This window comes from Amycolatopsis sp. w19, from assembly GCF_051373225.1.
Classification (GTDB): domain Bacteria; phylum Actinomycetota; class Actinomycetes; order Mycobacteriales; family Pseudonocardiaceae; genus Amycolatopsis; species Amycolatopsis japonica.
Window position 1 is genome coordinate 97,149 of sequence record NZ_JBPQFM010000022.1, and the last position, 22,102, is coordinate 119,250.

Here is a 22,102-nt window from a genome sequence, read left to right on the forward strand (position 1 = left end):
CACGATGATCACCGTCGGTGAAGGAGGTGACGATGCGGTTCGGGGTGCTCGGCCCGCTCGTGGCCGAGGACGCGCGCGGCGAGGTCGGGCTCAAGGGGCCGCGACACCGCGCGGTGCTGGCCAGGCTGCTGATCGCCCGCGGCCGGGTCGTGCCGGTGGAAAGACTGGTCGACGACCTGTGGGAACGACCGCCCGAGGGCGCGGTCGGCGCGGTGCAGACCTTCGTCGGTGCCCTGCGCCGCGCGCTGGAACCGGATCGCGCGCCTCGTGAGCCCGCGCGGCTGCTCGTCACGGTCGCCCGCGGCTACGCCTTGCGCGCCGATTCCGTCGACGCGTGGGACTTCGAGGCCGCCGTCGCCACGGCCCGTGAGCTTCTTGACGCCCGACGGGCGGACGCGGCACTGTCTCAAGTGGACATCGCGCTCGCGCTGTGGCGCGGCCCCGCGTACGCCGAGTTCGCCGAGGAAGGCTGGGCGCTCGGCGAGGTCTCCCGGCTGACCGAACTCCGGTTGCTGGCGGGCGAACTCCGTGCCGAAGCCTTGCTCGCGCTCGGCCGGGCCGCCGAGGTGGTCCCCGAGCTGGAACCCTGGGTACGCGAGTATCCCTTGCGGGAGAACGGTTCCCGGTTGCTGGCACTGGCGCTCTACCGCTCCGGACGGCAAGGCGACGCTCTGGCGGTGTTGCGCGCGACGCGAGAACGGCTCGCCGACGAACTCGGCATCGATCCGGGCGCCGGCCTGCGGGACTTGGAAGCCGACATCCTCGCGCAAGCGCCCCGGCTGGAGCAGTCCGTGCCCGAGATCCCCGAGCGGCCCCTGATCGGGCGGGACGCGGAATTGGCGAGGCTCGAAGAAGCATCGGCGGGGTCGCGGCTGGTGCTCGTGTCGGGTGAGGCGGGGGTAGGGAAGACCGCGCTCGCCGAGGCGTTCGCCGCCCGTCTCGCCGCGCGCGGCTGGACCACGGCCTGGGGAAGCAACCCCGACGACGAGGGCGCGCCGCCCGCCTACGCCTGGAGCCGGATCCTCGCGACCCTCGCCGCCGCCGGATACGGCGCGCCACCGGCCGCAACCCCGGTGACCGAGGATCCCCTGGCCGCACGCTGGCGATGGCACCGGGCGGTCGCCTCCTACCTGTCCGGCGCGACACCGTTGCTGCTCGTCCTCGACGACCTGCACTGGGCGGGCGAGGAGACGTTGGCGCTGCTGGTCTCGGTGCTGAGCGAGCCGGTACTGATCGTCGCGACCTATCGCGGCACCGACCCGCCCGCGCGGTTGACGGACTTCCTCGGCCGGGCCGCACGCCACGAGCCTGCGAGGGTCTATCTCGGAGGGCTGCCCGAGGCCGAGATCCCCGCGCTGGTCAGAGCCACGACCGGGGAGGAGATCGAGCCGGAGACCGCCGAGGTGATCCATCGGCGCAGTGGCGGGAACGTGTTCTTCGTCCGCGAACTCGCCCGCCTGCTGGCCGCCGAAGGGCCTGCGGCCTTGGCCGCGGTTCCGCCCGGAGTCCGCGACGTCGTCCGGCACCGGGTGGACGCGTTGCCGGACGAGGTCCGCGGTGTGGTGTGGCGCGCGGCGGTGCTCGGTACGGACGTCGATCTGGACGTACTCGAGGCCCTGGTGGGGGAATCCGCGCTCGACGCGGTGGAAGTCGCGGCCAGGCAAGGAATCCTGACGGAGCGGGCGCCGAACCGGTTCCGGTTCGCGCACGCGCTCGTGCGGGACACGCTCTATCACGACCTCTCGCGTTCGCGACGGGCCCGCGAGCACGGTGGGATCGCCGAGGCGCTGGAACGACTTCGCCCGGACGACGTCGACGCGCTGGCGCACCATTTCCTGCTGTCGGAGGAGCACGGCGACCGGGCCGCACGCTACGCGCGGGCAGCCGCGGAACGAGCCGAAAGTCGTTTCGCGCCAACGGAAGCGGCTCGACTCTGGGAAGCAGCGCTCACCGCGTACGACCGATCCGGCGGCTCCGACCCGGAGAAGCGGCTGGAGCTGATCATGGGCATGGCCCGTGCGTCGGCCGTCGCCGGCGGCCTCGGCCGGTCGCGGCGGCATCGGGCCGAAGCGCTGGAACTGGCGGAAAAGCTGGACGATCCGCTGCTGACCGCGCGGGTGATCGGCGCCTTCGACGTTCCCGCCATCTGGACCGAAAGCGACGACAGGGAGCTCGCGTCCCGGATCGCGGGCGCCGTCGAGCGGACTCTCGCCGCGCTACCGGAGGAACGGCGGGCCGGGCGGTGCCGCCTGCTGGCCACGCTCGCCGTCGAACTGCGCAACGCGGGCGGACGGCGGGCTCGCGAGGCGGCCAGGGAAGCCGAGGCGCTCGCCCGAGAGCTCGAAGACCCGGCTCTGCTCGCGTTCGCGCTCAACGCCCGGTTCCTGCAATCCTTCGACCGCGCGGGGCTCGCTCCCGAGCGGGCGGCGATCGGCGCCGAACTGGTCGACCTCGCCTCGCGGCACGGGCTGGTGACGTTCGAGGTGCTCGGACATCTCGTGCTCCTGCAGGCGAGGAGCGCGCTCGCGGATTTCGCCGCCGCGGACCGGCACGCCGTGTCGGCCGACGAACTCGGCGAGAAGTACGGCCTGCCGCTCGTGGGCGTGTTCACCCGGTGGTACCGCGCGATGCGGACCGCTATGACCGGCCCGGGCGGGGCGGCCGCCTATCGTGCCGCGGCGGCGGGGCTCGCCGGAACGGCCATGTCCGGAGTGGACAACGGAATCCTCGCGCTCGCCCTGTTCTGCGACCGGCTCCAGCGCGGCTTGCCACCGCAAGCGCTGGAAGAGAGCTACGGCGCCTACGAAAACTGGTGCCGCCCGGCACTCCCGATCCCGGACTCTCCCCGGGACCTGCTGTTCGAGGCCCGCACTTGTCTCCACGCCGTGGTCGCGATCGAACTCGGCGACCGGGCGGTGATGGAACGCCTGTACGCCGAGCTTCTGCCCGCCGAGGGCGAGATCGCCGGTGCCGGGAGCGGGATGCTCACCCTCCGCCCGGTAGCCCACTACCTCGGAGACCTGGCGACGGCACTCGGTCTGCCGGAAGCGGCCGGGCACTACCGGAAGGCGCGGGCCATCGCGGTGAAAGCCGGTTCACCGCACTGGGGTTAGCTCATTGCTCCCGCATCGCGCGGCGGATCTCGGCCAGCTTGTCCTTCGCGGCCTTGTCGCGGTCGGCGATCTTCTTGTCCAGCGAAGCGACGTCTTCCTTGCCGCCGAGGCCGGCGAGCTCGGTCGAGCCCAGCGAGGTCGTGTACCGCTGCTCGATCCGGTCCCGCACGTGATCGAACGAGGGCACGCCGCCCTCGCTGTAATCCGGCTCCGGGGCCTCGACAGGGGCTGTCGGGGACTCTTCGACGATCTCGGCGTCGAGGATTTCCTTGTCCGGGTCCTTCTCGGTCATCGTCCACTCCGTCCTGCGCGCCACGGCACGGCTTCGGTCATCAACCCGAGCATGCCCGAAACCAGCCGCATCTGGTCGACCGTGCGGATGTCGGCCTCGACCAGCCGCGGCGAGCAGACCACGATCGCGAGCGCCTGCGCCCGCGAGAGCGCCACGTTGAGCCGGTTCCGGGAGAGCAGGAAGTCCAGGCCACGCGGCAGATCGACCGCCGAGGACGAGGTCATCGTGGTGATCACCACCGGCGCCTCCTGGCCTTGGAACCGGTCCACCGTGCCCACCCGCACACCGGGATGCCCGGCCTCGTCCAGCGCGCGGGCGACGACCCTGGCCTGCAGGTTGTACGGCGCCACGACCAGGATGTCCTCGTCGCCGAGCGGCCGGGGTTCGCCGTGATCGGTCCAGGCGCGGCCGTGGAGTTCGGTGACGAGGGCGGTGACCGCCTCGGCCTCCTCGACCGACCGCGTCGTGTTGCCGTGGTGGTCGACCTCGGCGAGGTACAGGCCCGCTTCGACGCCGTCGATCGCGCGCTCGGCGGCCGAAGGATGCGAGTGCAGGCGGCCCGCGTAGGACAGCCGTGACACCGGCGCGCAGACGGCCGGATGCATGCGCCGGGTCTCGTCGAGGAAATACCCGAGTTCGGCCGGGATGATGTCCGCCTCGCCGATCAGATGCCCGAGCGCGGACGCCTCGGCGCCCGCTGGATGCGTGCCCTGCACGACCTGCGGCAGTTGCTGCGGATCGCCCAGCAGCAGGAGATTCTTGGCGCACATCGACACCGCGAGCGCGTCGGCGAGGGCGAACTGGCCAGCCTCGTCGATGATCAGCAGGTCGAAGGGCTCTTCCCGGATCGCGGCGTTCGCGAACGTCCAGGCGGTGCCGCCGACCAGATGGCCGGTGTCGTGCTCCTCGCGCCATTTCACCAGCGCGGGATTGGTCTTCGGCTGCTCCCACGGCGCGGCAGGATCCGGGGTGCGCTTGGCGCGTTTGGCGGACGGCAGGTCCGGCGCGTTCTTCAGCGCGGCGGACAGCACGTTCTCCACGGCCTTGTGACTGGTCGAGGTGACGGCGATCGTCTTGCCCGCCCGCACGAGTTTCGCGATCAGCCTGCCGGCCAGATAGGTCTTCCCCGCGCCCGGCGGGCCTTGGACGGCGAGTGTCGAGCCATCGAGCGCCTCGACGGCCTCGATCACCGTGTTCACCAGGTCGGTCCCGGGTTCGGGCAGGGCCTTGTCGTCGCGAAGCCGGGGTGTCGTGCGCCGGAGCAGATCGACGCCGGGATGCGCGGGCAGTGTCGGCAGCCGGTCGACGACGAGGCGGGCGAGGTCCGCGACGGCGTCGTCCTTGGGGGAAGGGCGGACCGGGCTCCCGGGCAGCACCGCGACCGGCCGGTCGGCGGTGGTCTCGTCCGGCGGGCAACCTTCTTCGAGGGTCAGTTCGACGGCGGTGGCCGAGACGACCTTGGCGTCGCGCGCGGCCGCGCCGTACCGCAGGCGGACGTCGTCGCCGGGGGCGAAGGGATGCGGGCGGTCCGGGTCGCAGCGGAGCACGAGCGAACGCTTCGCCTTGCGGACCCGGCCCGACGGTGGCACCCATTCCCCGGCCTCCAACGAGATCGGGACGGTGCAGGCGTTGTCGGTCTCCAGATCGCCGAGCGGGGCGGCCAGCTGGCGGAAGTACTCCCACCACGCCGGATTCGTCTCGCGGCGGTGATAGCCGACCGACGCGGCCAGCAGCGCGCGGGCGCGATCCTCGCCGGTGAACTCGGCCGGATCGTCGGGCAGCCCGTCCAGCAGCGGATCGACCAGCGCGGCCAGCTGCGCCGCGCGTTCGGCGCGCTTCTGGGTGGCGACGTCCTCCTCGGTCTGGCGGAGCAGAGCGTCCACATCGGACTCTTCGGGCGGCTCGGCGAGCGCGATCCCTTCGTCCACGCGGATCTTGTGGAGGAACTCGAACAACCGCAGCGTGGAGACGCAGTCGTATTCGTTGTAGTCGCTGATCCCGCGCAGCACCTCGGCCGCGTGCTCGGTCTCGCCGGAGGCGGTGAGCGTCAGGTACTCCTCGTAGGCCTCGATGCTCGACACCGCCGTCTTGACGTCGCCGTCGCGGGCTTCGGGCATGTAGAGCGGTTCGAGATACTTGATCGAGTACGACCGCTGCGAGACCCGGAGTGCCTTGCGCACCACGGAATACAGATCCACCAGGCCGCCGCTGCGCAGCAGGTGGTCGACGGCGTCCTCACGGGTTCCGTGCACGGCGGCGAGCCGTTTGATCGCGGTGACCTCGTACGGCGCGTAGTGGTAGACGTGCGAGCCGGGATGCTCGGCGAGCCGCGCGGTGGCGAAGTCGATGAACTCTTCGAAAGCCCGCTTCTCCTGCGACCGGTTGTGCGCCCAGAACGGGGTGAACTTCGTGCCGTCGTCTTCGGTCACGGCGCCGAAGAGGTATTCGAGCCCTTCGCCCGCCAGCGCGTACGGGTCGCCTTCCATGTCGAAGAAGACGTCACCGGGCGCGGGCGGTGGCAGTTCGGCCAGCGCGTCCGGATCGATGACCTCGTAGGCGATCTGCCCGGTTTCGTCCTGCCGGACCTGGATCGCGGCCTGGGCGCGCAGCGTGGTGAACGACGTCGTCGAGATGTCGCGCGGCCGGTCTTCCGGCGCGGCGGCCGCGAGCGCGTCGATGGTGCCGAGTCCGGCGGCGACGAGTTTGCGCCGCTGGTCGCCGCGCATCCCCGCGACCAGCGAAAGGTCACGGTCGGCCTCGCGGGCGCTCGCGCAGTGCGCGGCGTAGGAGCAGCCGCCGCACGCGGGCCGCTCGTCGGCCCAGAGCTGGACGGGCAGGGTCGGCTGCCGGTTTCGCAGCCGGGCGCGGAGCCGGTCCACCAGCGGAAGGAAGTCGTCGACCCGGAACGAACGCGTGCTGTGATCGCCGAGCAGCAGGTGCATTCGCGGACCGGCGGGCCAGCCCGCCCGGCGCAGGGCGTCGGCGTACGCGGTCAGCTGGACGACGGCGGCGGGCTTCGCGTGCCTGGCCAGCTTCGTGTCGTAGACCTCGTAGCGGCCCTCGTCGTCTCGCATCAGGAAGTCGGCCCGGCCGGAGAACTCGCCGTCGTGGAAGACCGCCTGGTAGATCACCGGAGCACCGGCCCGAAGCGCTTCCTCGGTGGCCTTCGCGGCGACGACCGGGTCTCGTTCGTCGATCTCGACGACGGCGCTCCGCTCACCGCGCAGCTTGTCCAGCGTCGCGGCCTCGTGCGCGCGCCCGTGCGTGACCGCGAGCTGATCCGGCCCGGAACCCGGCCGCGGCGCGCCCGGCAGGCCGGCGGCCAGCGCCTGGTTGAGCAGGCTGCGGTGCTCGCATTCGAGCAGGTCGGCGAGATCGGACGGGGTGTACATCGCCCGGGAGTCTTACATGGACTCCGGCCGCGACCGCCCCGGCACGCCGGAGTCAGCCCGAGGTGTGGTCGAACGTCAGGTGTGAGGTGATCCGGTAGCGGTCGCCCCGGTAGATCGAGCGGGTGTACTCGATCACGCGGCCGCCGTCGTCGCGGGTGGTGCGTTCGAACAGCAGCGCGGGGGAGTGCTGCGGGACGCCGAGCAGGCCGGACTCGTCGGGGTCGGTGACGGTCGGCTCGATGATCTGCACGGCAGTCGCGGGCACGACCTCGTACCGCGTGCGGAGCAGTTCGTAGAACGAGCCGGACTCGAAACCCGCGGCCGTGATGTCGGGTACGAGATCACGCGGGACCAGGATCCGCTCGATCGCCATCGGTGCTTCTTCGACGACACGGACGCGGGTCACGGCCACCAGTGTGTGGCCGGGGGAGACCTCGAGCCGTTTGCCGAGGCGGGCGCCGGCGGGTGTGGTGGCGAAGTCGATCACGCGGCTCGTCCAGTGGCCCTCGGCGGGCGGGGCGAACTGCTCGCCGCCGGTGGCGGGCATGAGGTCCTGGGAGATCTTGCGCGGCGCGGTGAACGTGCCGCGGCCGTGCTCGCGGACCACGAGACCGTCGCGTTCCAGTTCGTCGATCGCGGCCCGCAGGGTGGGGCGCGAGACGCCGATCTCGGTGCTCAGTGCGCGTTCCGAAGGCAGGACCTCGCCCGGCTGCCGCCGCTCGATGAGCTGGCGTAGCCGATCCTTGACCTCTGTTCGCCGCATGACCACAGCCTACCCAGTGGTCACCGAGAATTGGCTGGTGGACAAGTTGTCTAGACCTATTGACTTTACCACTTCACCGGGCGACGGTGGAAAGAAACTGACCAGTGGTAAAGGAGACGAGATGTCGACTTCAGGGAAGTTCCGCGCCGCCACCGTCGCGGCGTTGTCGGTCGCCGCACTGGGTCTGGCGCCGGGCGCCGCTTCGGGAGCGGCCGGTTGCGGCGCGCTGTTCGACGACTTCCACTACGGCTCGCATACCGACGGTCTCCTTGCCGAGCACGGCTGGCAGGTGCGTTCCGGTGCGGGCGGCCCTGGTGTCGGCGGCGCGCGCTGGGCGCCCGAGGGCATCACGTTCCCGACGTCGGACGGGGACAAGGTGCTGCAACTCGCCTCCACCACCGACGGCACGCCCGCGGGGACGACGCAGACCGAGATCATGCAGCCCGATCGCCGCTTCTTCGAAGGGACCTACGCGGCGCGGATCCGCTTCTCCGACGCGCCGGCGTCCGGCCCCGACGGCGACCGGATCAACCAGACGTTCTTCACGATCAGCCCGCTCCGCTACGACAACGACCCGATCTACAGCGAGCTGGACTTCTCGGAGTACCTGCCCAACGGCGGATGGGGCGAGGCGGGGCCGGTGAACTTCCAGACCAGCTGGCATACCTACACGCCGGACCCTTGGTACGCCGAGAACAAGAGCGACAGCCAGCGCCGCAGCATCGACGGATGGCACTCTGTCGTCGCGACGGTGTCCGACGGCCATGTGCGGTACTACATCGACGGTGCCCTGGTGGCCGACCACGACCGCAGCGGGCCGTTCGACGTGTACCCGCGGCAGAACATGTCGCTCAACGTGAACCAGTGGTTCATCGATCTCACGCAGCACAGCGGCGGGACGAGCACCTACCTCGAACAGGTGGACTGGGTCTACTACGCGAAGAACGAGGTGCTGACGCCGCAGGCCGCCGCCGACCGGGCCGCGTCGTACCGGTCTTCGGGTGTGCGGTTCACCGACGATCTCGGTGGCTGTTAGATGTGAACGGTGGATCGGCTGACGGAACGCTTCGAGGAACACCGGACCAGGCTGCGTGCGGTGGCCTACCGGATGCTGGGCTCGGCCGGTGAGGCCGAAGACGCCGTCCAGGACACGTGGCTGCGGCTGAACCGTGTCGACGCGGCGGAGATCGAGAACCTCGGCGGCTGGCTGACCACGGTGGTGGCGCGGGTGTGCCTGAACGTGTTGCGCTCGCGCGACCACCGGCGGGAGGAATCGCTCGACGCCGCGTTCTCGGAGCCCGCCGACTCCACGGTCGATCCCGCCGCCGACGCGGAGCTCGCCGACTCGGTGGGGCTGGCGATGCTGGTGGTCCTGGACACGCTGGCCCCCGCCGAACGGCTCGCGTTCGTCCTGCACGACATGTTCGCGGTCCCGTTCGACGAGATCGCCCCGCTGATCGACCGCACCCCGGCCGCCGCGAGGCAACTCGCGAGCCGAGCCCGGCGCCGTGTGCAGGGGCGTCCCATCGCCGCGGAACCGGACCTCGCGCGACGACGCCAGGTCGTCGACGCCTACCTGACCGCGGCTCGCGGCGGAGACTTCGCCGCGCTCCTCGAACTCCTGCACCCCGACGTCGTCCTCCGCGCGGACAAGGCTGCAGGCCCCTCGCGCGAGCCGATCTTCCTGCGCGGCGCCAGTGTGGTGGCTCGCGGCGCGGCGGCCGCTTCGGTGCGGGCGGCGGTCACCCAGCTCGCGCTGGTGAACGGCGGCATCGGCCTCGTGATGGCCGACGAAGGACGGCCCTCGGTGGTGCTCGCGTTCGCTTTCGTGGACGGGAAGATCAGCGAGATCGACGTCATCGCGGACCGGGAACGGGTGCGGGGCCTGGATTTGGTGATGGTGGACTGATCGGGGTTGCGGTTCGGTCGCGAACGAATACCGATGGTCCGGCCTTTCGCTTGAGTCGTTAACGGTGTTGTGGTGTCGGCCGCCTTCTTTTCGAAGCTCTTTGAGTTACGACGAGGAGGCGACCATGTCGGAGGGGACAGTCGGTGAGGCCCGGCGCCACACAGTGGAAAAGCGGCGGACATATCGCGACGCATATCAGCGAGATCGGGACCGAGTGCTGTACTCGTCCGCGTTCCGGAGGCTGGCCGGAGTGGCGCAGGTCGCCGCGGTCAACGAGCAGCTGGTGCTGCACAACCGGCTCACGCACAGTCTGAAGGTCGCCCAGATGGGGCGAAGACTTGTGCAGCACCTGCGCTATAGATCGCGGGACGTGGGTTTTCCGAAGGGGGCGGATCTGAATGAGGATGTCGTCGAGACGGCAGGACTCGTGCACGACATCGGCCATCCACCGTTCGGGCACATCGCCGAGGAGGTCCTCGATCAGCGCCTCAGGCAGGTCGCAGGCCTGGAAGGTTTCGAAGGTAACGCCCAGTCCTTCCGTGTGGTGACGAAACTCGCCCGACGGAAGGAGGAACACATGGGACTCAACCTGACCCGGGCGACGCTGAACGCGGTCCTCAAGTATCCGCGTCTCAAACCACGCGATTCGGCCAAGCCCACGACTTCGTGGACCAATCGTGGCTTTGGTGAGAAATGGGGCGCGTATCAGACCGAATGGAAAGACTTCGCGTGGGTGAGGGATTCCAGTCGTGGTGAGTTGAGGTCCGCGAACGCGATCCTCATGGACTGGGCCGACGACATCAGCTACGCGACCCATGACCTCGAGGACTACTTCCGGGCAGGGCTGATCCCCTTGCACAATCTCGCGATCGACAAGAAGCGCATCCTCAAGCATGGCTGCCGCCGGCTGAAGGAGGACGTCGGCTTCAACGAATACCGCTTTCGGGAGCAGATCGACGTGATCGTCGGCGAGTTCGGCGAAAACCTCAAGTCGCAGTGCTGGGACACCCGTGAGAACCGGGTTCAGATGAACATGATCACCAGCAAGCATCTCACCAGTCTCGTGAAGGCTGTCCGGCTCATCGACCGACCACCCTTTGTGGAGGTCGACCAAGACAGCCAGTATCGGGTCGCCGCGCTGAAGGAGCTCACGTGGTTCTACGTGATCGACAGGCCTCCGTTGGCCATTCAGCAGGAAGGCCAGAAAAGGATAATCGGTTCGCTCTTCGATCGATTGTTCACCTGTCTGGTCAAATCGCCGAACAGTCCGAAGATCCCAATCCACCTTCGTGTGATCTACCGCGACATCAAGCGTGACGACGAGGCGAAGGGGACCTTCAAGGGCAACAAGGAGGCTCGGTGTGCCAGGGCTGTCACCGACTACATCTGTCTGCTCACCGAGGCGCAGGCCGTCGATCTCGGGAAGCGGCTGGAGGGCCGGTCGCAGAGTTCGATGTTCGGAACCTGGTTCAACTGAACGAGCGCATGCCGAGGAGCCCGTCGCCAAGTTGGTCGGCGGGCTCCCTCGGTGTCAGCGGTGGTTGCGGCGGGGTGTTTGGAGCGGGTCCAAGTACTGCGGCGGAATGAATTCGGGTCTTCCGTTGGTGATCTGGACTTTCCAGCCGGATTGGCCGTGGATGACCATGTGGTGATAGCGGCACAACAGGCAGAGATTGTTCAGATCGGTGTCGCCGAGCTGCCCCCACGGCAGAATATGGTGGGCTTCGCAGTGTTTGGGTCTTCGCCTGCAGCCGGGAAATGCGCATCCGTGGTCCCGCAGGTTCAAGCCCGGCGTTGAGCGGGGGTGACGCTGCGGGCGGCGCGTCCGATGTCGAGGGGTTCGCTTTCGCTGCCGAGGATGGCGGGGATGATTTTGGCGTCGCAGGCCAGCATCCGGGCGTGCCGGGCGGTGATCTGCGCGACCCCGTCCACGCAGGCCGCCCCCAGCCCCGAGGTCAGGGTGTCCAGCGGGATCGTGACTACGACGGTGGTGCGGTCTCCGGAGAGGGTGGGGGCTTTGTCGTTGGTCATCGCGTAGTGGATCGCGTCGAACAACGCGTCCCCGTTGCGCTCGCCCGGGGTGCGCGGATCACGGTTGCCGTCCTCGTCGACGGGTCTTCGCTGCCCCCAGGTTTCGAACAGGGCGTTCGCGCGGGCACCGAACTCGGGGTCCAGTAAGCCGTTGAGCCGCCACCAGCCATCGTCACGCTTCCGCAAATACACCTCGCGCGACGGGGGTTTCAGGTCCTCATCCTTGGGCTCGTTCCCATCAGGGTCCATGTGTGCCAAGAGTTCCGCGCCGACGTTGGCGATCTCCTGCGGCCCGGCGTGACGGGCCAGGGTCACCAGGATCTGCTCGGCGCCGGTCCGGTCAACGGCCGAGGCGTCGGCCGGGATCTTCTTCAGCACCGCCAGGATCGGATCCAACTGCTGATGCCTCAAGTCGCCCTCCGCCGCGGCGGCACCGGCGATCGGCGCGGACGCCGGAGCGGGAGTGCCGTCGAGGTTCCGGCTCTCGTTCACCGCCAACGCGCGAGTGACGGTGTCACGGGCCTCGTTCGGGGTGACCCGGGCGGTCTCAGCGAACCAGCCGGCGGTCGAACCGTGCCCGAACAGCTCCATCGGACCCCGGGACTCGATCTCGACCAGGAACTGCCCGACCTCCGCCAACGCCTGCCGTGCCACCACACCGCTCCACCACACCGTGCGCGAGCTCCCGCGCACCGGCACGCCACAACTCCTGGGGCGGTTCGAGGATGCGTTGTCCGGACACCCCACAAGAATACCGCACATCGAACAAGTGTGCGAACGTGAGAACTTTTATCGAAATCGGATTCAAGTAGTGTTCGTGTAGGCATGTTGCGAAAGCCACTTTCGCAACCTTCAACGTTGCGAAAGTGGCTTTCGCAACACGCTCTCCGCCCTCACTCAAGTCAAAGGTCAAGGCGCAGAACGGTTTCCTCGATCTTCCCGCCCCGAGCGGCCGCGTAGGCGACTTCGGTCCCAATGACACTGAAGCCCGCCTTCTCCAGCACCCGAAGCGACCCGAGATTGTCGCTGGCGGCGCGGGCGTGCAAAGGCCGGACCTCGACCATCTCCAGGAACAGAGCGAGGGCTCGGCTGGCGATTCCTTGCCCCCAAACCGCACGGTCGATCCAGTAGGTGATTTCAGCGTCGCCTTCCACGAAGAACCTGCCGATGGTGCCGAGGAAGCGGCCATCACCGGTCACCGCACGCACGATGAGGTCCGGAGAAGTCCTCAACTTCGCCATGTGGCGGTCGAACGCTTCGCGATCGTCGGGGTCCCTCGCGACGAACGCGGCCATCCTGACCGATTCGGGGTCACGCATCAGCTCGTACAAGGTGTCCAGGTCGCGATCCTCGACCGACCTCAATGCCACCTCGACCATCGATCTCCTCCTCGGCGTATCGGCGACGTCCCAGCCAACCATCAAACCCGAAATCCGCCTAAGGTGGCCGAGACGCCGCAGTCACTCCCGGGAGGCACGCATGTCGTTGTTGGCCCAGCTGAACTCCGCGATCACCACGGGCGCGATCGAGGTCGTCGACCTCACCGCCCCGCTGAGCGCGAGCACCCCGATCCTCCAGCTGCCGGAGCCGTTCGCGAACACGATCCCGTTCGGCCTGGAGGAGATCAGCCGGTACGACGAACGCGGCCCGCGCTGGTACTGGAACAACATCCACACCGGCGAGCACACCGGGACCCACCTCGACGTCCCCGTGCACTGGGTGTCGGGAAAGGACGGCCACGACGTCTCCGAGGTGCCGTTGCGCACGCTGGTCGCCCCGGCGGTGGTACTCGACGCGTCGGCCCGCGCGGCCGAAGACCCGGACTACCTGCTGTCCATAGAAGACATCCGTGAGTGGGAGCGCGTGAACGGGCCGCTGCCCGATGGCGGCTGGCTGCTCTACCGCACGGGCTGGGACGCTCGCTCACACGATCAGGAAGCCTTTCTCAACAACGACGAGAACGGTCCGCACACCCCGGGTGTTTCGGGGGAGTGCGCTCGCTGGCTCGCGGAGGAGGCGCCGATCACCGGGTTCGGGGTGGAGACCGTCGGCACCGACGCGGGGCAGGCCCTCGCCCTCGAACCGGCCTTCCCGTGCCACGAACTCCTTCTGGGCGCCGGAAAACACGGCTTGACCCAGTTGCGGAACCTGGCGAGTCTGCCGGCCACCGGCTCGCTGCTGGTCGTCAGCCCGCTCCCGATCGTCGGCGGTTCCGGCAGTCCCGCCAGGGTCTACGCGCTGGTCGAGCGGGTATGAACGTCGCCGAGCTGGTCGGCCGCACGCTCGCGGAACTCGGTGTCGGCGCCGCGTTCGGGGTGGTGGGCAGCGGCAATTTCGAGGCGACCAACGGGTTGCGGGCGGGCGGGGTGCGGTTCGTCGCCGCGCGGCACGAGGGCGGCGCGGCGAGTATGGCCGACGCGTTCGCCCGGATGAGTGGCCAGGTCTCGGTGCTGAGTCTCCATCAGGGCTGTGGGCTGACCAACGCGCTCACCGGGATCACCGAGGCGGCCAAGAGCCGGACCCCGATGATCGTCTTGGCGGGGGACACCGCGGCGTCCGCGGTGCTGTCGAACTTCCGGGTCGACCAGGACGCGCTCGCGGCCGCCGTCGGCGCGGTGCCCGAACGTGTGCACGGCGCGCGAACCGCGGTCGCCGACACCGTCCGCGCCTATCGGACAGCGGTGCAGCAGCGACGGACCGTCCTGCTCAACCTTCCGCTCGACGTCCAAGCGCAGGAAGCGCCCGAAGCGGTGACGGTGCCGGAAATCCCCGGTCCGGCGTCGATCCGTCCGAGTGCCGACGCGATCGCGAAACTGGCCGATCTTCTCGTCGAAGCGCGGCGGCCGGTGTTCATCGCCGGCCGCGGCGCACGGGGGAGCGCCACGCCTCTCAGGGAACTCGCGGAGGTCTCCGGCGCGCTGCTGGCGACTTCGGCGGTGGCGCACGGCCTCTTCCACGACGATCCTTTCTCGATCGGGATCTCGGGTGGCTTTTCGTCGCCGCGAGCGGCGGATCTCATCAGGGACGCCGGCCTCGTGATCGGCTGGGGATGCGCGCTGAACATGTGGACCACCCGGCACGGCACGCTGCTCGGCCCGGCCGCCCGGCGGGTCCAGGTCGACGTCGACCAGGCGGCTCTCGGCGCGCACCGGCCGGTCGACCTGGGCGTCGTCGGCGACGTCGCCAGTACGGCCGCGGACGTGCACGCCGAACTCGTGAGGCGTGGCCACCACAGGCGCCGCGAAGCTCCCGAAACCACCCGATGGAACGACGTCCCGTATAACGACCTATCCGGCGGCGGGAGGATCGATCCGCGCACGCTCAGCCGCCGTCTCGACGAGATCCTGCCCACCGAACGGGTGGTTTCGATCGACTCCGGCAACTTCATGGGCTACCCGAGCGCGTGTCTGTCCGTCCCCGACGAGAACGGCTTCTGCTTCACGCAGGCGTTCCAAAGCATCGGGCTGGGCCTCGGGACGGCGATCGGCGCGGCGCTGGCCCGGCCGGAGCGCCTGCCGGTGCTCGGGGTCGGCGACGGCGGGTTCCACATGGCCCTCTCCGAGCTGGAAACCGCCGTACGGCTACGGATCCCGCTCGTCGTCATCGTCTACAACGACGCGGCGTACGGCGCCGAGGTCCACCATTTCGGCGCCGCGGACATGACGACGGTCCGGTTCCCCGACACCGACATCGCGGCGATCGGACGCGGTTTCGGCTGCGCCGGGGTCACCGTGCGGTCGGTCGAGGATCTCGCCGCCGTCAAGGACTGGCTCGACGGGCCACGGGACGCGCCGCTCGTCGTCGACGCCAAGATCGCCGACGACGGCGGCTCGTGGTGGCTCGCCGAAGCCTTCCGGCATTGAGTCCTCTAAACGCCCCAGTCCGGCCGCAGCGGCATACCCGCGTCGCCGTCCGGGCCCACCTTCACCCCGAGCACTTGGTGCAGTTCGATTTCCCGGCGTTCGAAGGCGAGGCGGCACGCGGCCATGTACAGCGCCCAGACGCGGCTCCGGCCGGCGCCCGCTTCGGCGACGGCCTCGTCCCAGTTCGCGTCGAGATTGGCGCACCAGGCGCCGAGGGTGGTGGCGTAATGCTCGCGGAGGTTCTCCGAATGCCGCACCTCCAGCCCGCTGTCGTGCATCGCGGTGGCGATCTCGCCGACCGATTCCAGTTCGCCGTCGGGGAATACGTACCGGTCGATGAACCCGCGTGACCGGTGCGGGACGGAGGTGTCCGGGTTGGTGATGCAGTGGTTCAGCAGGCGCCCGTGCGGCTTCAGTTTCCCGGCGAGGAAACGGAAGTACGACGGCAGGTTGCGCGCGCCGATGTGCTCGGTGAGCCCGATCGACGAGACCGCGTCGAAGCCCGTTTCGGTGACGTCCCGATAGTCGAGATGCCGCACTTCGGCGCGGTCCGCGAGCCCCTTGGTGACGATGTCCTTCTGCGCCCATTGCGCCTGCTTGCGCGAAAGGGTGACGCCCAGCGCCTCGACGCCGTAGTTCTGGACGGCGTGCTCGACCATCCCGCCCCAGCCGCAGCCGACGTCCAGCAGCCGCATGCCGGGCCGGAGCCCGAGTTTCCGGCACACCAGGTCGAATTTGTGCGCCTGCGCCTCTTCCAGTGACGCGCTTTCGGACGGATACGCGGCACAGGTGTAGGCCATCGACGGGCCGAGCACCAGTTCGTAGAACCGGTTCGAGACGTCGTAGTGGTTCGAGATCGCGTTGCTGTCGCGTGCTTTCGAGTGCCGTAGCCCGTCGAAGACACGCTTGGCGCGGCTCGGCAGTTCTTCGGCGGGTGGGGCGACGCGTCGCAGGTGCCTCGGGCCGAGTTCGCGCAGCAGCCACAACCGGTCCGCGGCGCTGAGCTGATCGGCCTGGGCCACGAGCGCGCGCAACGCCGAGTAGAGATCGCCGTCCACGTCGAGCGCGCCGGCGACGTAGGCGCGGGCGAGCCCGAGGTCGCCCGGGGACGACATCAGGTACGTCAGCGCCAGCGGCGACCGCACCTGGATCGACACCGGCGCGTCCGCCGGGCCGGTCGTGCTGCCGTCGTAGGCGGTGATGGACACTTCGGTGCTCGGGCCGAGCAACCGCTCGAAGATCTTGCCGACGGTCGTCGTCTCAGCCATGGTCGTCTCTCTTCTTCCGGCCCGGGTCACCGCCGCCGCACGCATTTCGCGTACAGGTCGAGCAGGCGGCCGTCGGGGTCGTAGGCCGACTTCAGTTTCCGGTAGGCGTCGCCGTTGTACAGCTGCCAGAACTCGTCTTCGGTATAGAAACTGTCGGAGTACAGCGATTTCCGCCCGCCGAGCCGGGTCACTTCGGCCTCGATCAGCCGATTGTGCGTATCCGGCGCCTCGCCCGGGTCCAGTGGCACCGCGGACCAGAACCCGAAGTTGACGTACAGCGTTTCGGGGTCCAATTCGTACAGCGGCGAGTTCACGCCGCCCGGCCGTTGCTCCAGCGGGCAGATCCACACCGGGCTGATCGGGATCTCGCGGCGGAAGAAGTCCAGGAACTCCGCGGCGCGCGACAGCGGCACCTCGATGTCCTGGACGATGGTCTCCTCCGGAGGAAGCCCGCGCAGCTTGAGGAGTTTCGCGGCGATCCCGAACCGGCGGTCGAGTGCCACCGCCTTCCAGTAGACCGACGACCGCAGCAGCCGCCTGCCCAGCAGCAGCCGGGGGAGCCGGTGCTGCACGCCGAACGCCCGCGAGCACCAGAACCAGTCCGTGTCCCAGCGCCACAGGTAGTCCCGGACGCTCAGATGGTCGGTCTCGCGGGAGCGGATCGACTTGTAGTAGATGTCGAGCCAGGTGTAATCGCTGGTCACCGGTGCCGAGGAGGTGAAGGTGCCCAGCGTCAGGTACTGCTCGCCCGGCCCGAAGACCGTTCCGTCCACGAAGTCCGCCGACGCGCTCCGGCATGCCTCTCCGAGCGCCGCGAAGTACTCCTCGGTGTCTTCGTACCGCACGTGATCGAGCCGGACGTACGGCTTGACCGGCTCCAGTTCGATCTTCAACCGCAACGCGTAGCCGAGCGTCCCGTACGAGTTCGGGAAGCCGTGGAACAGATCGCTGTGCTCGTTGTCCGGCCGGGCGACGACGATCCTGCCGTCGCCGGTGAGCAACTCCATCTCCAGCACCGACTCGTGCACGAGCCCGTTGCGGAACGAGGACGACTCGATGCCGAGGCCGGTGACCGCGCCGCCGAGCGTGATCGTCTTGAGCTGCGGCACGACCAGCGGCATCAGCCCGTGCGGCAGGGTCGCGTCCACCAGTTGCTCGTAGGTGACCATGCCTTCGACGTCGGCCGTGCGCGCCAAGGGATCGACGTCGAGCACGTGCGTGAATCCCGAGACGTCCAGCCCCGGCGTACTGGTCGCCTTCCGTGCCCGGAACAGGTTCGACGTCCGCTTCGCCAGCCGGATGGTCCCGTGGAGATCGGCGAGCCGCGCCCGGAGGATTTCGGCACGCGCCTCGTGTTCGGCGAACCGGACCAGCCGCGCCGTCTCCCGGATCCCGCTGTCGCTGCTCGCCATCAGTTCATCGTGCCCCACCGAACCGCCTGGCGCAGCCCTTGATTATCAGCCGAGCCCGGGCAGCGGGACCGCGTCCGCCATGGTGGTGAAGCCCTTGTCGCCGGGGTGGAGGTGATCACCGGAGTCGTACTCGGGTTTCATGCGCTGCGGGTCGGCGGGATCGCGGATCACCGCGTCGAAGTCGATGTAGCCGTCGAAGAGCCGGCTCGTCCGGATGAACCGGTTCACCGCCTGCCGGGTCTCCTCGAGTTGCGGAGTGTACGAACCCCAGCCCTTCCACGGCGTGATCGTCGCGCCCAGCACGCGCAGACCGCGGTCGTGCGCCCGGCCGGCGATCTGCTTCAACGCCGAGATGATCTTGTTCGGATCGGCCTGGTGCGGGGTCTGCTGGATGTCGTTGATGCCCTCGAACACGATCGCCGTCCGCACGCCGGACTGACCGAGCACGTCCCGGTCCAGCCGGGCCAGCGCGTTGACGCCGTAGTTGCCGCCGTCGAGCAGCAGCCGGTTCCCGCTGATCCCGGCGTTGAGCACGCCCGTCCGCGCGCTGATCTTGTCGGCGAGCTGATCGGGCCAGCGCAGGTTCGCGCCCCAGGTCGAGTTCGCCCCGTCGGTGATCGAGTCGCCGATCGCCACGACACTGCCCCGCAGGCCGCGGCCCCGGACATCCACACCGGACACGTAGTGCCAGACCGCGGTCTTCTCCGGGAACGACGCCGCCGACTCGTCGGCCGCCTTGTCGCCGTTCCGGGTGAAGTACGAGTTCTGCATCGCCAACGGGTGGTAGGTGACCGGCCCCGATGGTGTCGGCGTGTACGTGGTGACCAGGAGATCACCGTCCCTCGGCACCGTCAGCGCCGCGCCGTCGCTGAGGATGTCGGCGCCCGGCGGCACGGTGACCTCGCGATCCCCGCCGAAGGTCAGCGTGCGCATCGTGCCCGGCACGGCCTGCGGGGTGTCCGGGCCGGCGGCGACCGCGACGGTCACCCGGCCGAAGAGCACCGGAGTCCGGCCGAAGGCGTTGGACAGCCGCACGCGTACTTCGTGCCCGCCGACGCTGGTGTGCACGATGTTGCGGATCGAGAAGTTCGGGTAGCCGTTGTCGGTCCCGGCCACCCCGGCCGCGGGAGCCGCCGCCCAGGTGCCCACCCAGCCGCTCGGTGCGGCGCTTTCCACTCCGGACGGCGGGGCCGCCGCGGCGACCCCGGGCACTACCCCCAGCACCAGGATTCCCGCTACGGCGAGCTGTTTCACGCGCATGTCGGTTTCGCCTCCACCCAGTCGGCTCCACCCATCGTCAGTGAATCACCGACAAGCGGTCAACGTCCCGGACGGGACAGGTTTCTGTCGGTGGTCGCGATTAGCCTGAACGCCATGAAGCCAGCCGCCCTCCGGAAGATCTGCCTCGGCTTCCCCGGCGCCAGGGAGGAGTTCCCGTTCGGGGAGGAGAACAGCGTGTTCAAGGTCGCGGGCAAGGTGTTCGCGCTCAGCCCGCTCAAGGCGAAACCGCTGCGGATCAGCCTCAAATGCGAGCCCGACCTCGCCGTCCGGTTGCGCGCCGAGCATCCGGCGATCATCCCGGGCTACCACCTGAACAAACGACACTGGAACACCGTCGAACTGGACGGTTCACTGACCGACGACTTCGTCCGGGAGATGATCGAGGACTCCTACGACCTCGTCGTCGCGGGCCTGCCGAAACGAGAACAGGAGAAACTGAACTGGGTCGCGCTCAGCCAGGAATGAGCACGGCGAAGCCGTTGTGGCTGGTCGGCACTTCGCGTGATCGTCCGGACGACTCGCGTGATCCGATGGACGACACACGTGACCAGACGGACGACACTTCCACGGCGATGCCTCGCCGCGAGTCGTCCGTCCAGTCACGCGAGACCGCCAGTAGGTACCTCAGTGTTCGTCGGCGCCGGAGTGGATGAGGGGGACTTTCACCGCGTGCGACGCGGGTAAAGCGTCCTTCACCGCGTCAGCTGAGGGGGGTGCTGGATCTCGGTGGCGAGCCCGCTCGCACCGCCGACTCCATCACGCCACCTTCGACTTACCCTTCAATAGAACACTCATGGGCACTCACGGCCTTGGCCCGCGGCCTTCGGAGGTTTCATCCGGATTTCATCCGACCGTGCTCGCCCGGCCTCCTACCGTGGGCGGAGACGGGTGCCGCCCGCCGCACGATGACTCGTTCACCGGGACTTCCTAGGCTGATGGCGTGCTGGAGATCTTGCGGGACCGGTTCCGGGCACGGGCGCAGGTGAGTCTCGCCCGGGCCGGGCTCGCCCTGCCCTGGTGGGTTCCGGTGAGTTCCACCTTCGTGAGCGTGGTCTTCGCCGTGGTCGCGGTGGTGCAGCGGGACGCCTTGGTGCCGCCGCAGCCGATCGCGCTGGGCGGGCTGCTCGTGATCGCCACACCGCTGGCGTGGGCGCTCACGGGCTGGGTCGTGCCCTGGGCGCGGGTGGCGGCGCTGATCGCCGCCGCCGCCGTCCTGCTCGCCGAGCCGGCGCTCCCGGATTTCGCGCCGTTGCTGTTGCTGGTCGCGGCCACCGAAGCGGGCAGTGTCCTGCGGACGTCGTGGGGGATCGCCCTCGTCACGATCGCCTGCGAGGCGGTGCTGGCCGTGGCGGGGATCTGGGGCGGGCTGATCGGCGGACCGGTGTACATGGTCGCGGTCCTGCTCGGCCTCAGCGGCGGGCTCATGACCCGCTGGTACACCAGGGTGCTGGCCGCCGAGCGCGGCAACCGGGACGCCTCTCGCGACAAGGCGCTGCTCGCCGAACGCCAGCGGATCGCGCGTGAAGTGCACGACGTCGTCGGTCATTCGCTCAGCATCACCCTGCTGCACCTGACCGGTGCCCGGCACGCGCTGCAGCAGGACCGCGACGTCGACGAGGCGATCGAGGCGCTGACCGAAGCCGAGCAGGTGGGACGGGCGGCGATGGCCGACATCCGCCGCACGGTCGGCCTGCTCGCCGACTCCCCGTCGGGCAGCGCCCCGCTGCCGGGCGTGGAGGACATCGCGACGCTGGTGGAACGCACCCGCAGCGCCGGACTGGCGGTGCGCTATACACAGGAAGGCGACCTCGGCCGGGTAGGCGCCTCGGAAGGATTGGGCCTCTACCGGATCGTGCAGGAATCACTTGTCAACGTCGTCAAGCACGCCCCCGGCGCGACCGCGGAGGTCCGGCTGAACGCCGGCCGTTCCGGGCTGGACCTCGTCGTCAGCAACACCCTCCCCGCGACCGTCCGCCGCGCGGCCGAAGACGGCTCTGGACTGGCCGGGATGGCCGTCCGGGCGGCGCAGCTCGGCGCCGATCTCAGCGCCGGGCCCAGTGGCAGGCAGTGGATCGTGCGCGTCACCGTGCCGGGGGTCAAGCCGTGACCGCCGCCGAGGTCCAGGTGCTGCTGGTCGACGATCAGGAGCTGGTCCGGTCCGGGCTGCGGCGCATCCTGCGGCGGCGCGACGGGTTCGTCATCGCGGGGGAATGCGGCGACGGCGCGGAGGTGCCCGCGGCGCTGGCCGCGCACGAGGTCGACGTCATCGTGATGGACCTGCGGATGAAGAACGTCGGCGGCGTCGAGGCCACCAGACGGCTGCGGCGGACCGGCGGGCATCCGCCGGTGCTCGCGCTGACCACCTTCGACGACGACAACCTCTTGGCCGACGCGCTGCGGGCGGGCGCGGCGGGCTATGTGCTCAAGGATTCCCCCGCCGAAGACCTGATCCGGGCGGTGCGGGCGGTCGCCGCGGGTGACGCCTGGCTGGACCCCGGCGTCACCGGACGGGTGCTCGCCGCTTATCGGCAGGCCGCCGGGAACGGCAGCGGCGGGCGTTCGCCGGAACTGCTGACACCGAGGGAACAGGACGTGCTCAGGGCGATCGGCCGGGGGCTGACCAACGCGGAGATCGCCACGACTCTCGTGATTTCGGAGGTGACCGTGAAAAGCCATATCGGCCGGATCTTCACCAAGCTCCAGTTGCGGGACCGGGCGGCGGCGATCGTGTACGCGTTCGATCACGGGATCGTGGTGCCGGGCTAGTGCGGGACGAAG

At 69.3% G+C, this 22,102-nt stretch carries 16 protein-coding genes and 1 pseudogene; 9 read left to right on the forward strand and 8 right to left on the reverse strand.

Annotated elements, in window-relative coordinates:
* Window positions 1-32 precede the first annotated feature (32 nt).
* Window positions 33-3,113, forward strand: coding sequence for a BTAD domain-containing putative transcriptional regulator (locus tag ACSMFO_RS32890; RefSeq protein ID WP_436461680.1), 3,081 nt, complete (start codon window positions 33-35; stop codon window positions 3,111-3,113).
* A gap of 1 nt (window position 3,114) precedes the next feature.
* Here the strand turns inward: ACSMFO_RS32890 and ACSMFO_RS32895 are convergent, their stop codons facing one another.
* Genes ACSMFO_RS32895 through ACSMFO_RS32905 form a run of 3 tightly spaced genes read right to left on the reverse strand, consistent with a single transcriptional unit; the run spans window position 3,115 to window position 7,560 of the window.
* Complete coding sequence (locus tag ACSMFO_RS32895) at window positions 3,115-3,405, reverse strand: hypothetical protein (RefSeq protein ID WP_436461681.1); 291 nt, start codon at window positions 3,403-3,405, stop codon at window positions 3,115-3,117.
* A complete protein-coding gene (locus tag ACSMFO_RS32900) occupies window positions 3,402-6,797 on the reverse strand; it encodes a TM0106 family RecB-like putative nuclease (RefSeq protein WP_436461682.1) in 3,396 nt (1,131 codons plus the stop codon). Before ACSMFO_RS32900 ends, ACSMFO_RS32895 begins: the two co-directional genes overlap by 4 nt.
* A 52-nt stretch (window positions 6,798-6,849) precedes the next feature.
* Window positions 6,850-7,560, reverse strand: coding sequence for a GntR family transcriptional regulator (locus tag ACSMFO_RS32905; RefSeq protein ID WP_073844352.1), 711 nt, complete (start codon window positions 7,558-7,560; stop codon window positions 6,850-6,852).
* A 121-nt stretch (window positions 7,561-7,681) separates the two neighbouring features.
* Here ACSMFO_RS32905 and ACSMFO_RS32910 point away from each other — a divergent pair, with 121 nt between their 5' ends.
* The 3 genes from ACSMFO_RS32910 (at window position 7,682) to ACSMFO_RS32920 (ending at window position 10,946) form a co-directional block, all read left to right on the forward strand.
* Window positions 7,682-8,596, forward strand: coding sequence for a glycoside hydrolase family 16 protein (locus ACSMFO_RS32910; RefSeq protein WP_436461683.1), 915 nt, complete (start codon window positions 7,682-7,684; stop codon window positions 8,594-8,596).
* Window positions 8,597-8,605: 9 nt separating this feature from the next.
* Window positions 8,606-9,469: a sigma-70 family RNA polymerase sigma factor gene (locus ACSMFO_RS32915; protein WP_436461684.1), complete on the forward strand. Its 864-nt coding sequence runs from the start codon at window positions 8,606-8,608 to the stop codon at window positions 9,467-9,469.
* 124 nt (window positions 9,470-9,593) lie between these two features.
* Complete coding sequence (locus tag ACSMFO_RS32920) at window positions 9,594-10,946, forward strand: deoxyguanosinetriphosphate triphosphohydrolase family protein (RefSeq protein ID WP_436461685.1); 1,353 nt, start codon at window positions 9,594-9,596, stop codon at window positions 10,944-10,946.
* 54 nt (window positions 10,947-11,000) lie between these two features.
* Here ACSMFO_RS32920 and ACSMFO_RS32925 read toward each other — a convergent pair.
* Together ACSMFO_RS32925 and ACSMFO_RS32930 are read right to left on the reverse strand one after the other, a co-directional pair.
* Window positions 11,001-12,242, reverse strand: a pseudogene (locus tag ACSMFO_RS32925) (DUF222 domain-containing protein).
* Between the two features lie 160 nt (window positions 12,243-12,402).
* Complete coding sequence (locus ACSMFO_RS32930) at window positions 12,403-12,879, reverse strand: GNAT family N-acetyltransferase (protein ID WP_436461686.1); 477 nt, start codon at window positions 12,877-12,879, stop codon at window positions 12,403-12,405.
* 100 nt (window positions 12,880-12,979) lie between these two features.
* Between ACSMFO_RS32930 and ACSMFO_RS32935 the strand changes: the two genes are divergently transcribed.
* Both ACSMFO_RS32935 and ACSMFO_RS32940 read left to right on the forward strand, forming a co-directional pair.
* Entirely contained in the window at window positions 12,980-13,756 is a 777-nt protein-coding gene (locus ACSMFO_RS32935; RefSeq protein ID WP_038511724.1) for a cyclase family protein, read from the forward strand.
* The gene (locus tag ACSMFO_RS32940) at window positions 13,753-15,363 is read left to right on the forward strand and encodes a thiamine pyrophosphate-binding protein (protein WP_436461687.1); all 1,611 of its coding nucleotides are present in this window, start codon (window positions 13,753-13,755) and stop codon (window positions 15,361-15,363) included. The genes ACSMFO_RS32935 and ACSMFO_RS32940 overlap by 4 nt, the downstream gene beginning before the upstream one ends.
* Window positions 15,364-15,368: 5 nt before the next feature.
* On the opposite strand, the gene ACSMFO_RS32945 is transcribed toward ACSMFO_RS32940, so the two are convergent.
* From ACSMFO_RS32945 to ACSMFO_RS32955, 3 genes are read right to left on the reverse strand one after another with little or no spacing between them, the layout of a single operon-like run.
* Complete coding sequence (locus ACSMFO_RS32945; RefSeq protein WP_436461688.1) at window positions 15,369-16,631, reverse strand: class I SAM-dependent methyltransferase; 1,263 nt, start codon at window positions 16,629-16,631, stop codon at window positions 15,369-15,371.
* Between the two features lie 26 nt (window positions 16,632-16,657).
* Window positions 16,658-18,043, reverse strand: coding sequence for an FAD-binding oxidoreductase (locus ACSMFO_RS32950; RefSeq protein ID WP_436461689.1), 1,386 nt, complete (start codon window positions 18,041-18,043; stop codon window positions 16,658-16,660).
* A 45-nt stretch (window positions 18,044-18,088) separates the two neighbouring features.
* A complete protein-coding gene (locus ACSMFO_RS32955; RefSeq protein ID WP_436461690.1) occupies window positions 18,089-19,303 on the reverse strand; it encodes an SGNH/GDSL hydrolase family protein in 1,215 nt (404 codons plus the stop codon).
* Between the two features lie 114 nt (window positions 19,304-19,417).
* Between ACSMFO_RS32955 and ACSMFO_RS32960 the strand changes: the two genes are divergently transcribed.
* The 3 genes from ACSMFO_RS32960 (at window position 19,418) to ACSMFO_RS32970 (ending at window position 22,090) form a co-directional block, all read left to right on the forward strand.
* Window positions 19,418-19,789: an MmcQ/YjbR family DNA-binding protein gene (locus ACSMFO_RS32960; RefSeq protein WP_073844332.1), complete on the forward strand. Its 372-nt coding sequence runs from the start codon at window positions 19,418-19,420 to the stop codon at window positions 19,787-19,789.
* 475 nt (window positions 19,790-20,264) lie between these two features.
* A complete protein-coding gene (locus tag ACSMFO_RS32965) occupies window positions 20,265-21,431 on the forward strand; it encodes a sensor histidine kinase (protein ID WP_038511741.1) in 1,167 nt (388 codons plus the stop codon).
* Window positions 21,428-22,090 (forward strand): response regulator, encoded by a 663-nt coding sequence (locus tag ACSMFO_RS32970; RefSeq protein WP_436461691.1) that lies wholly within the window; start codon window positions 21,428-21,430, stop codon window positions 22,088-22,090. The genes ACSMFO_RS32965 and ACSMFO_RS32970 overlap by 4 nt, the downstream gene beginning before the upstream one ends.
* Window positions 22,091-22,102: the final 12 nt, after the last annotated feature.

What these genes read in the sequence shown, in the direction of transcription:
- ACSMFO_RS32890 (WP_436461680.1), top strand. Translation starts at nt 33, where the DNA reads ATGCGGTTCGGGGTGCTCGGCCCGCTCGTGGCCGAGGACGCGCGCGGC.
- ACSMFO_RS32895 (WP_436461681.1), bottom strand. Translation starts at nt 3,405, where the DNA reads ATGACCGAGAAGGACCCGGACAAGGAAATCCTCGACGCCGAGATCGTC.
- ACSMFO_RS32900 (WP_436461682.1), bottom strand. Translation starts at nt 6,797, where the DNA reads ATGTACACCCCGTCCGATCTCGCCGACCTGCTCGAATGCGAGCACCGC.
- ACSMFO_RS32905 (WP_073844352.1), bottom strand. Translation starts at nt 7,560, where the DNA reads ATGCGGCGAACAGAGGTCAAGGATCGGCTACGCCAGCTCATCGAGCGG.
- ACSMFO_RS32910 (WP_436461683.1), top strand. Translation starts at nt 7,682, where the DNA reads ATGTCGACTTCAGGGAAGTTCCGCGCCGCCACCGTCGCGGCGTTGTCG.
- ACSMFO_RS32920 (WP_436461685.1), top strand. Translation starts at nt 9,594, where the DNA reads ATGTCGGAGGGGACAGTCGGTGAGGCCCGGCGCCACACAGTGGAAAAG.
- ACSMFO_RS32930 (WP_436461686.1), bottom strand. Translation starts at nt 12,879, where the DNA reads ATGGTCGAGGTGGCATTGAGGTCGGTCGAGGATCGCGACCTGGACACC.
- ACSMFO_RS32935 (WP_038511724.1), top strand. Translation starts at nt 12,980, where the DNA reads ATGTCGTTGTTGGCCCAGCTGAACTCCGCGATCACCACGGGCGCGATC.
- ACSMFO_RS32940 (WP_436461687.1), top strand. Translation starts at nt 13,753, where the DNA reads ATGAACGTCGCCGAGCTGGTCGGCCGCACGCTCGCGGAACTCGGTGTC.
- ACSMFO_RS32945 (WP_436461688.1), bottom strand. Translation starts at nt 16,631, where the DNA reads ATGGCTGAGACGACGACCGTCGGCAAGATCTTCGAGCGGTTGCTCGGC.
- ACSMFO_RS32950 (WP_436461689.1), bottom strand. Translation starts at nt 18,043, where the DNA reads ATGGCGAGCAGCGACAGCGGGATCCGGGAGACGGCGCGGCTGGTCCGG.
- ACSMFO_RS32955 (WP_436461690.1), bottom strand. Translation starts at nt 19,303, where the DNA reads ATGCGCGTGAAACAGCTCGCCGTAGCGGGAATCCTGGTGCTGGGGGTA.
- ACSMFO_RS32960 (WP_073844332.1), top strand. Translation starts at nt 19,418, where the DNA reads ATGAAGCCAGCCGCCCTCCGGAAGATCTGCCTCGGCTTCCCCGGCGCC.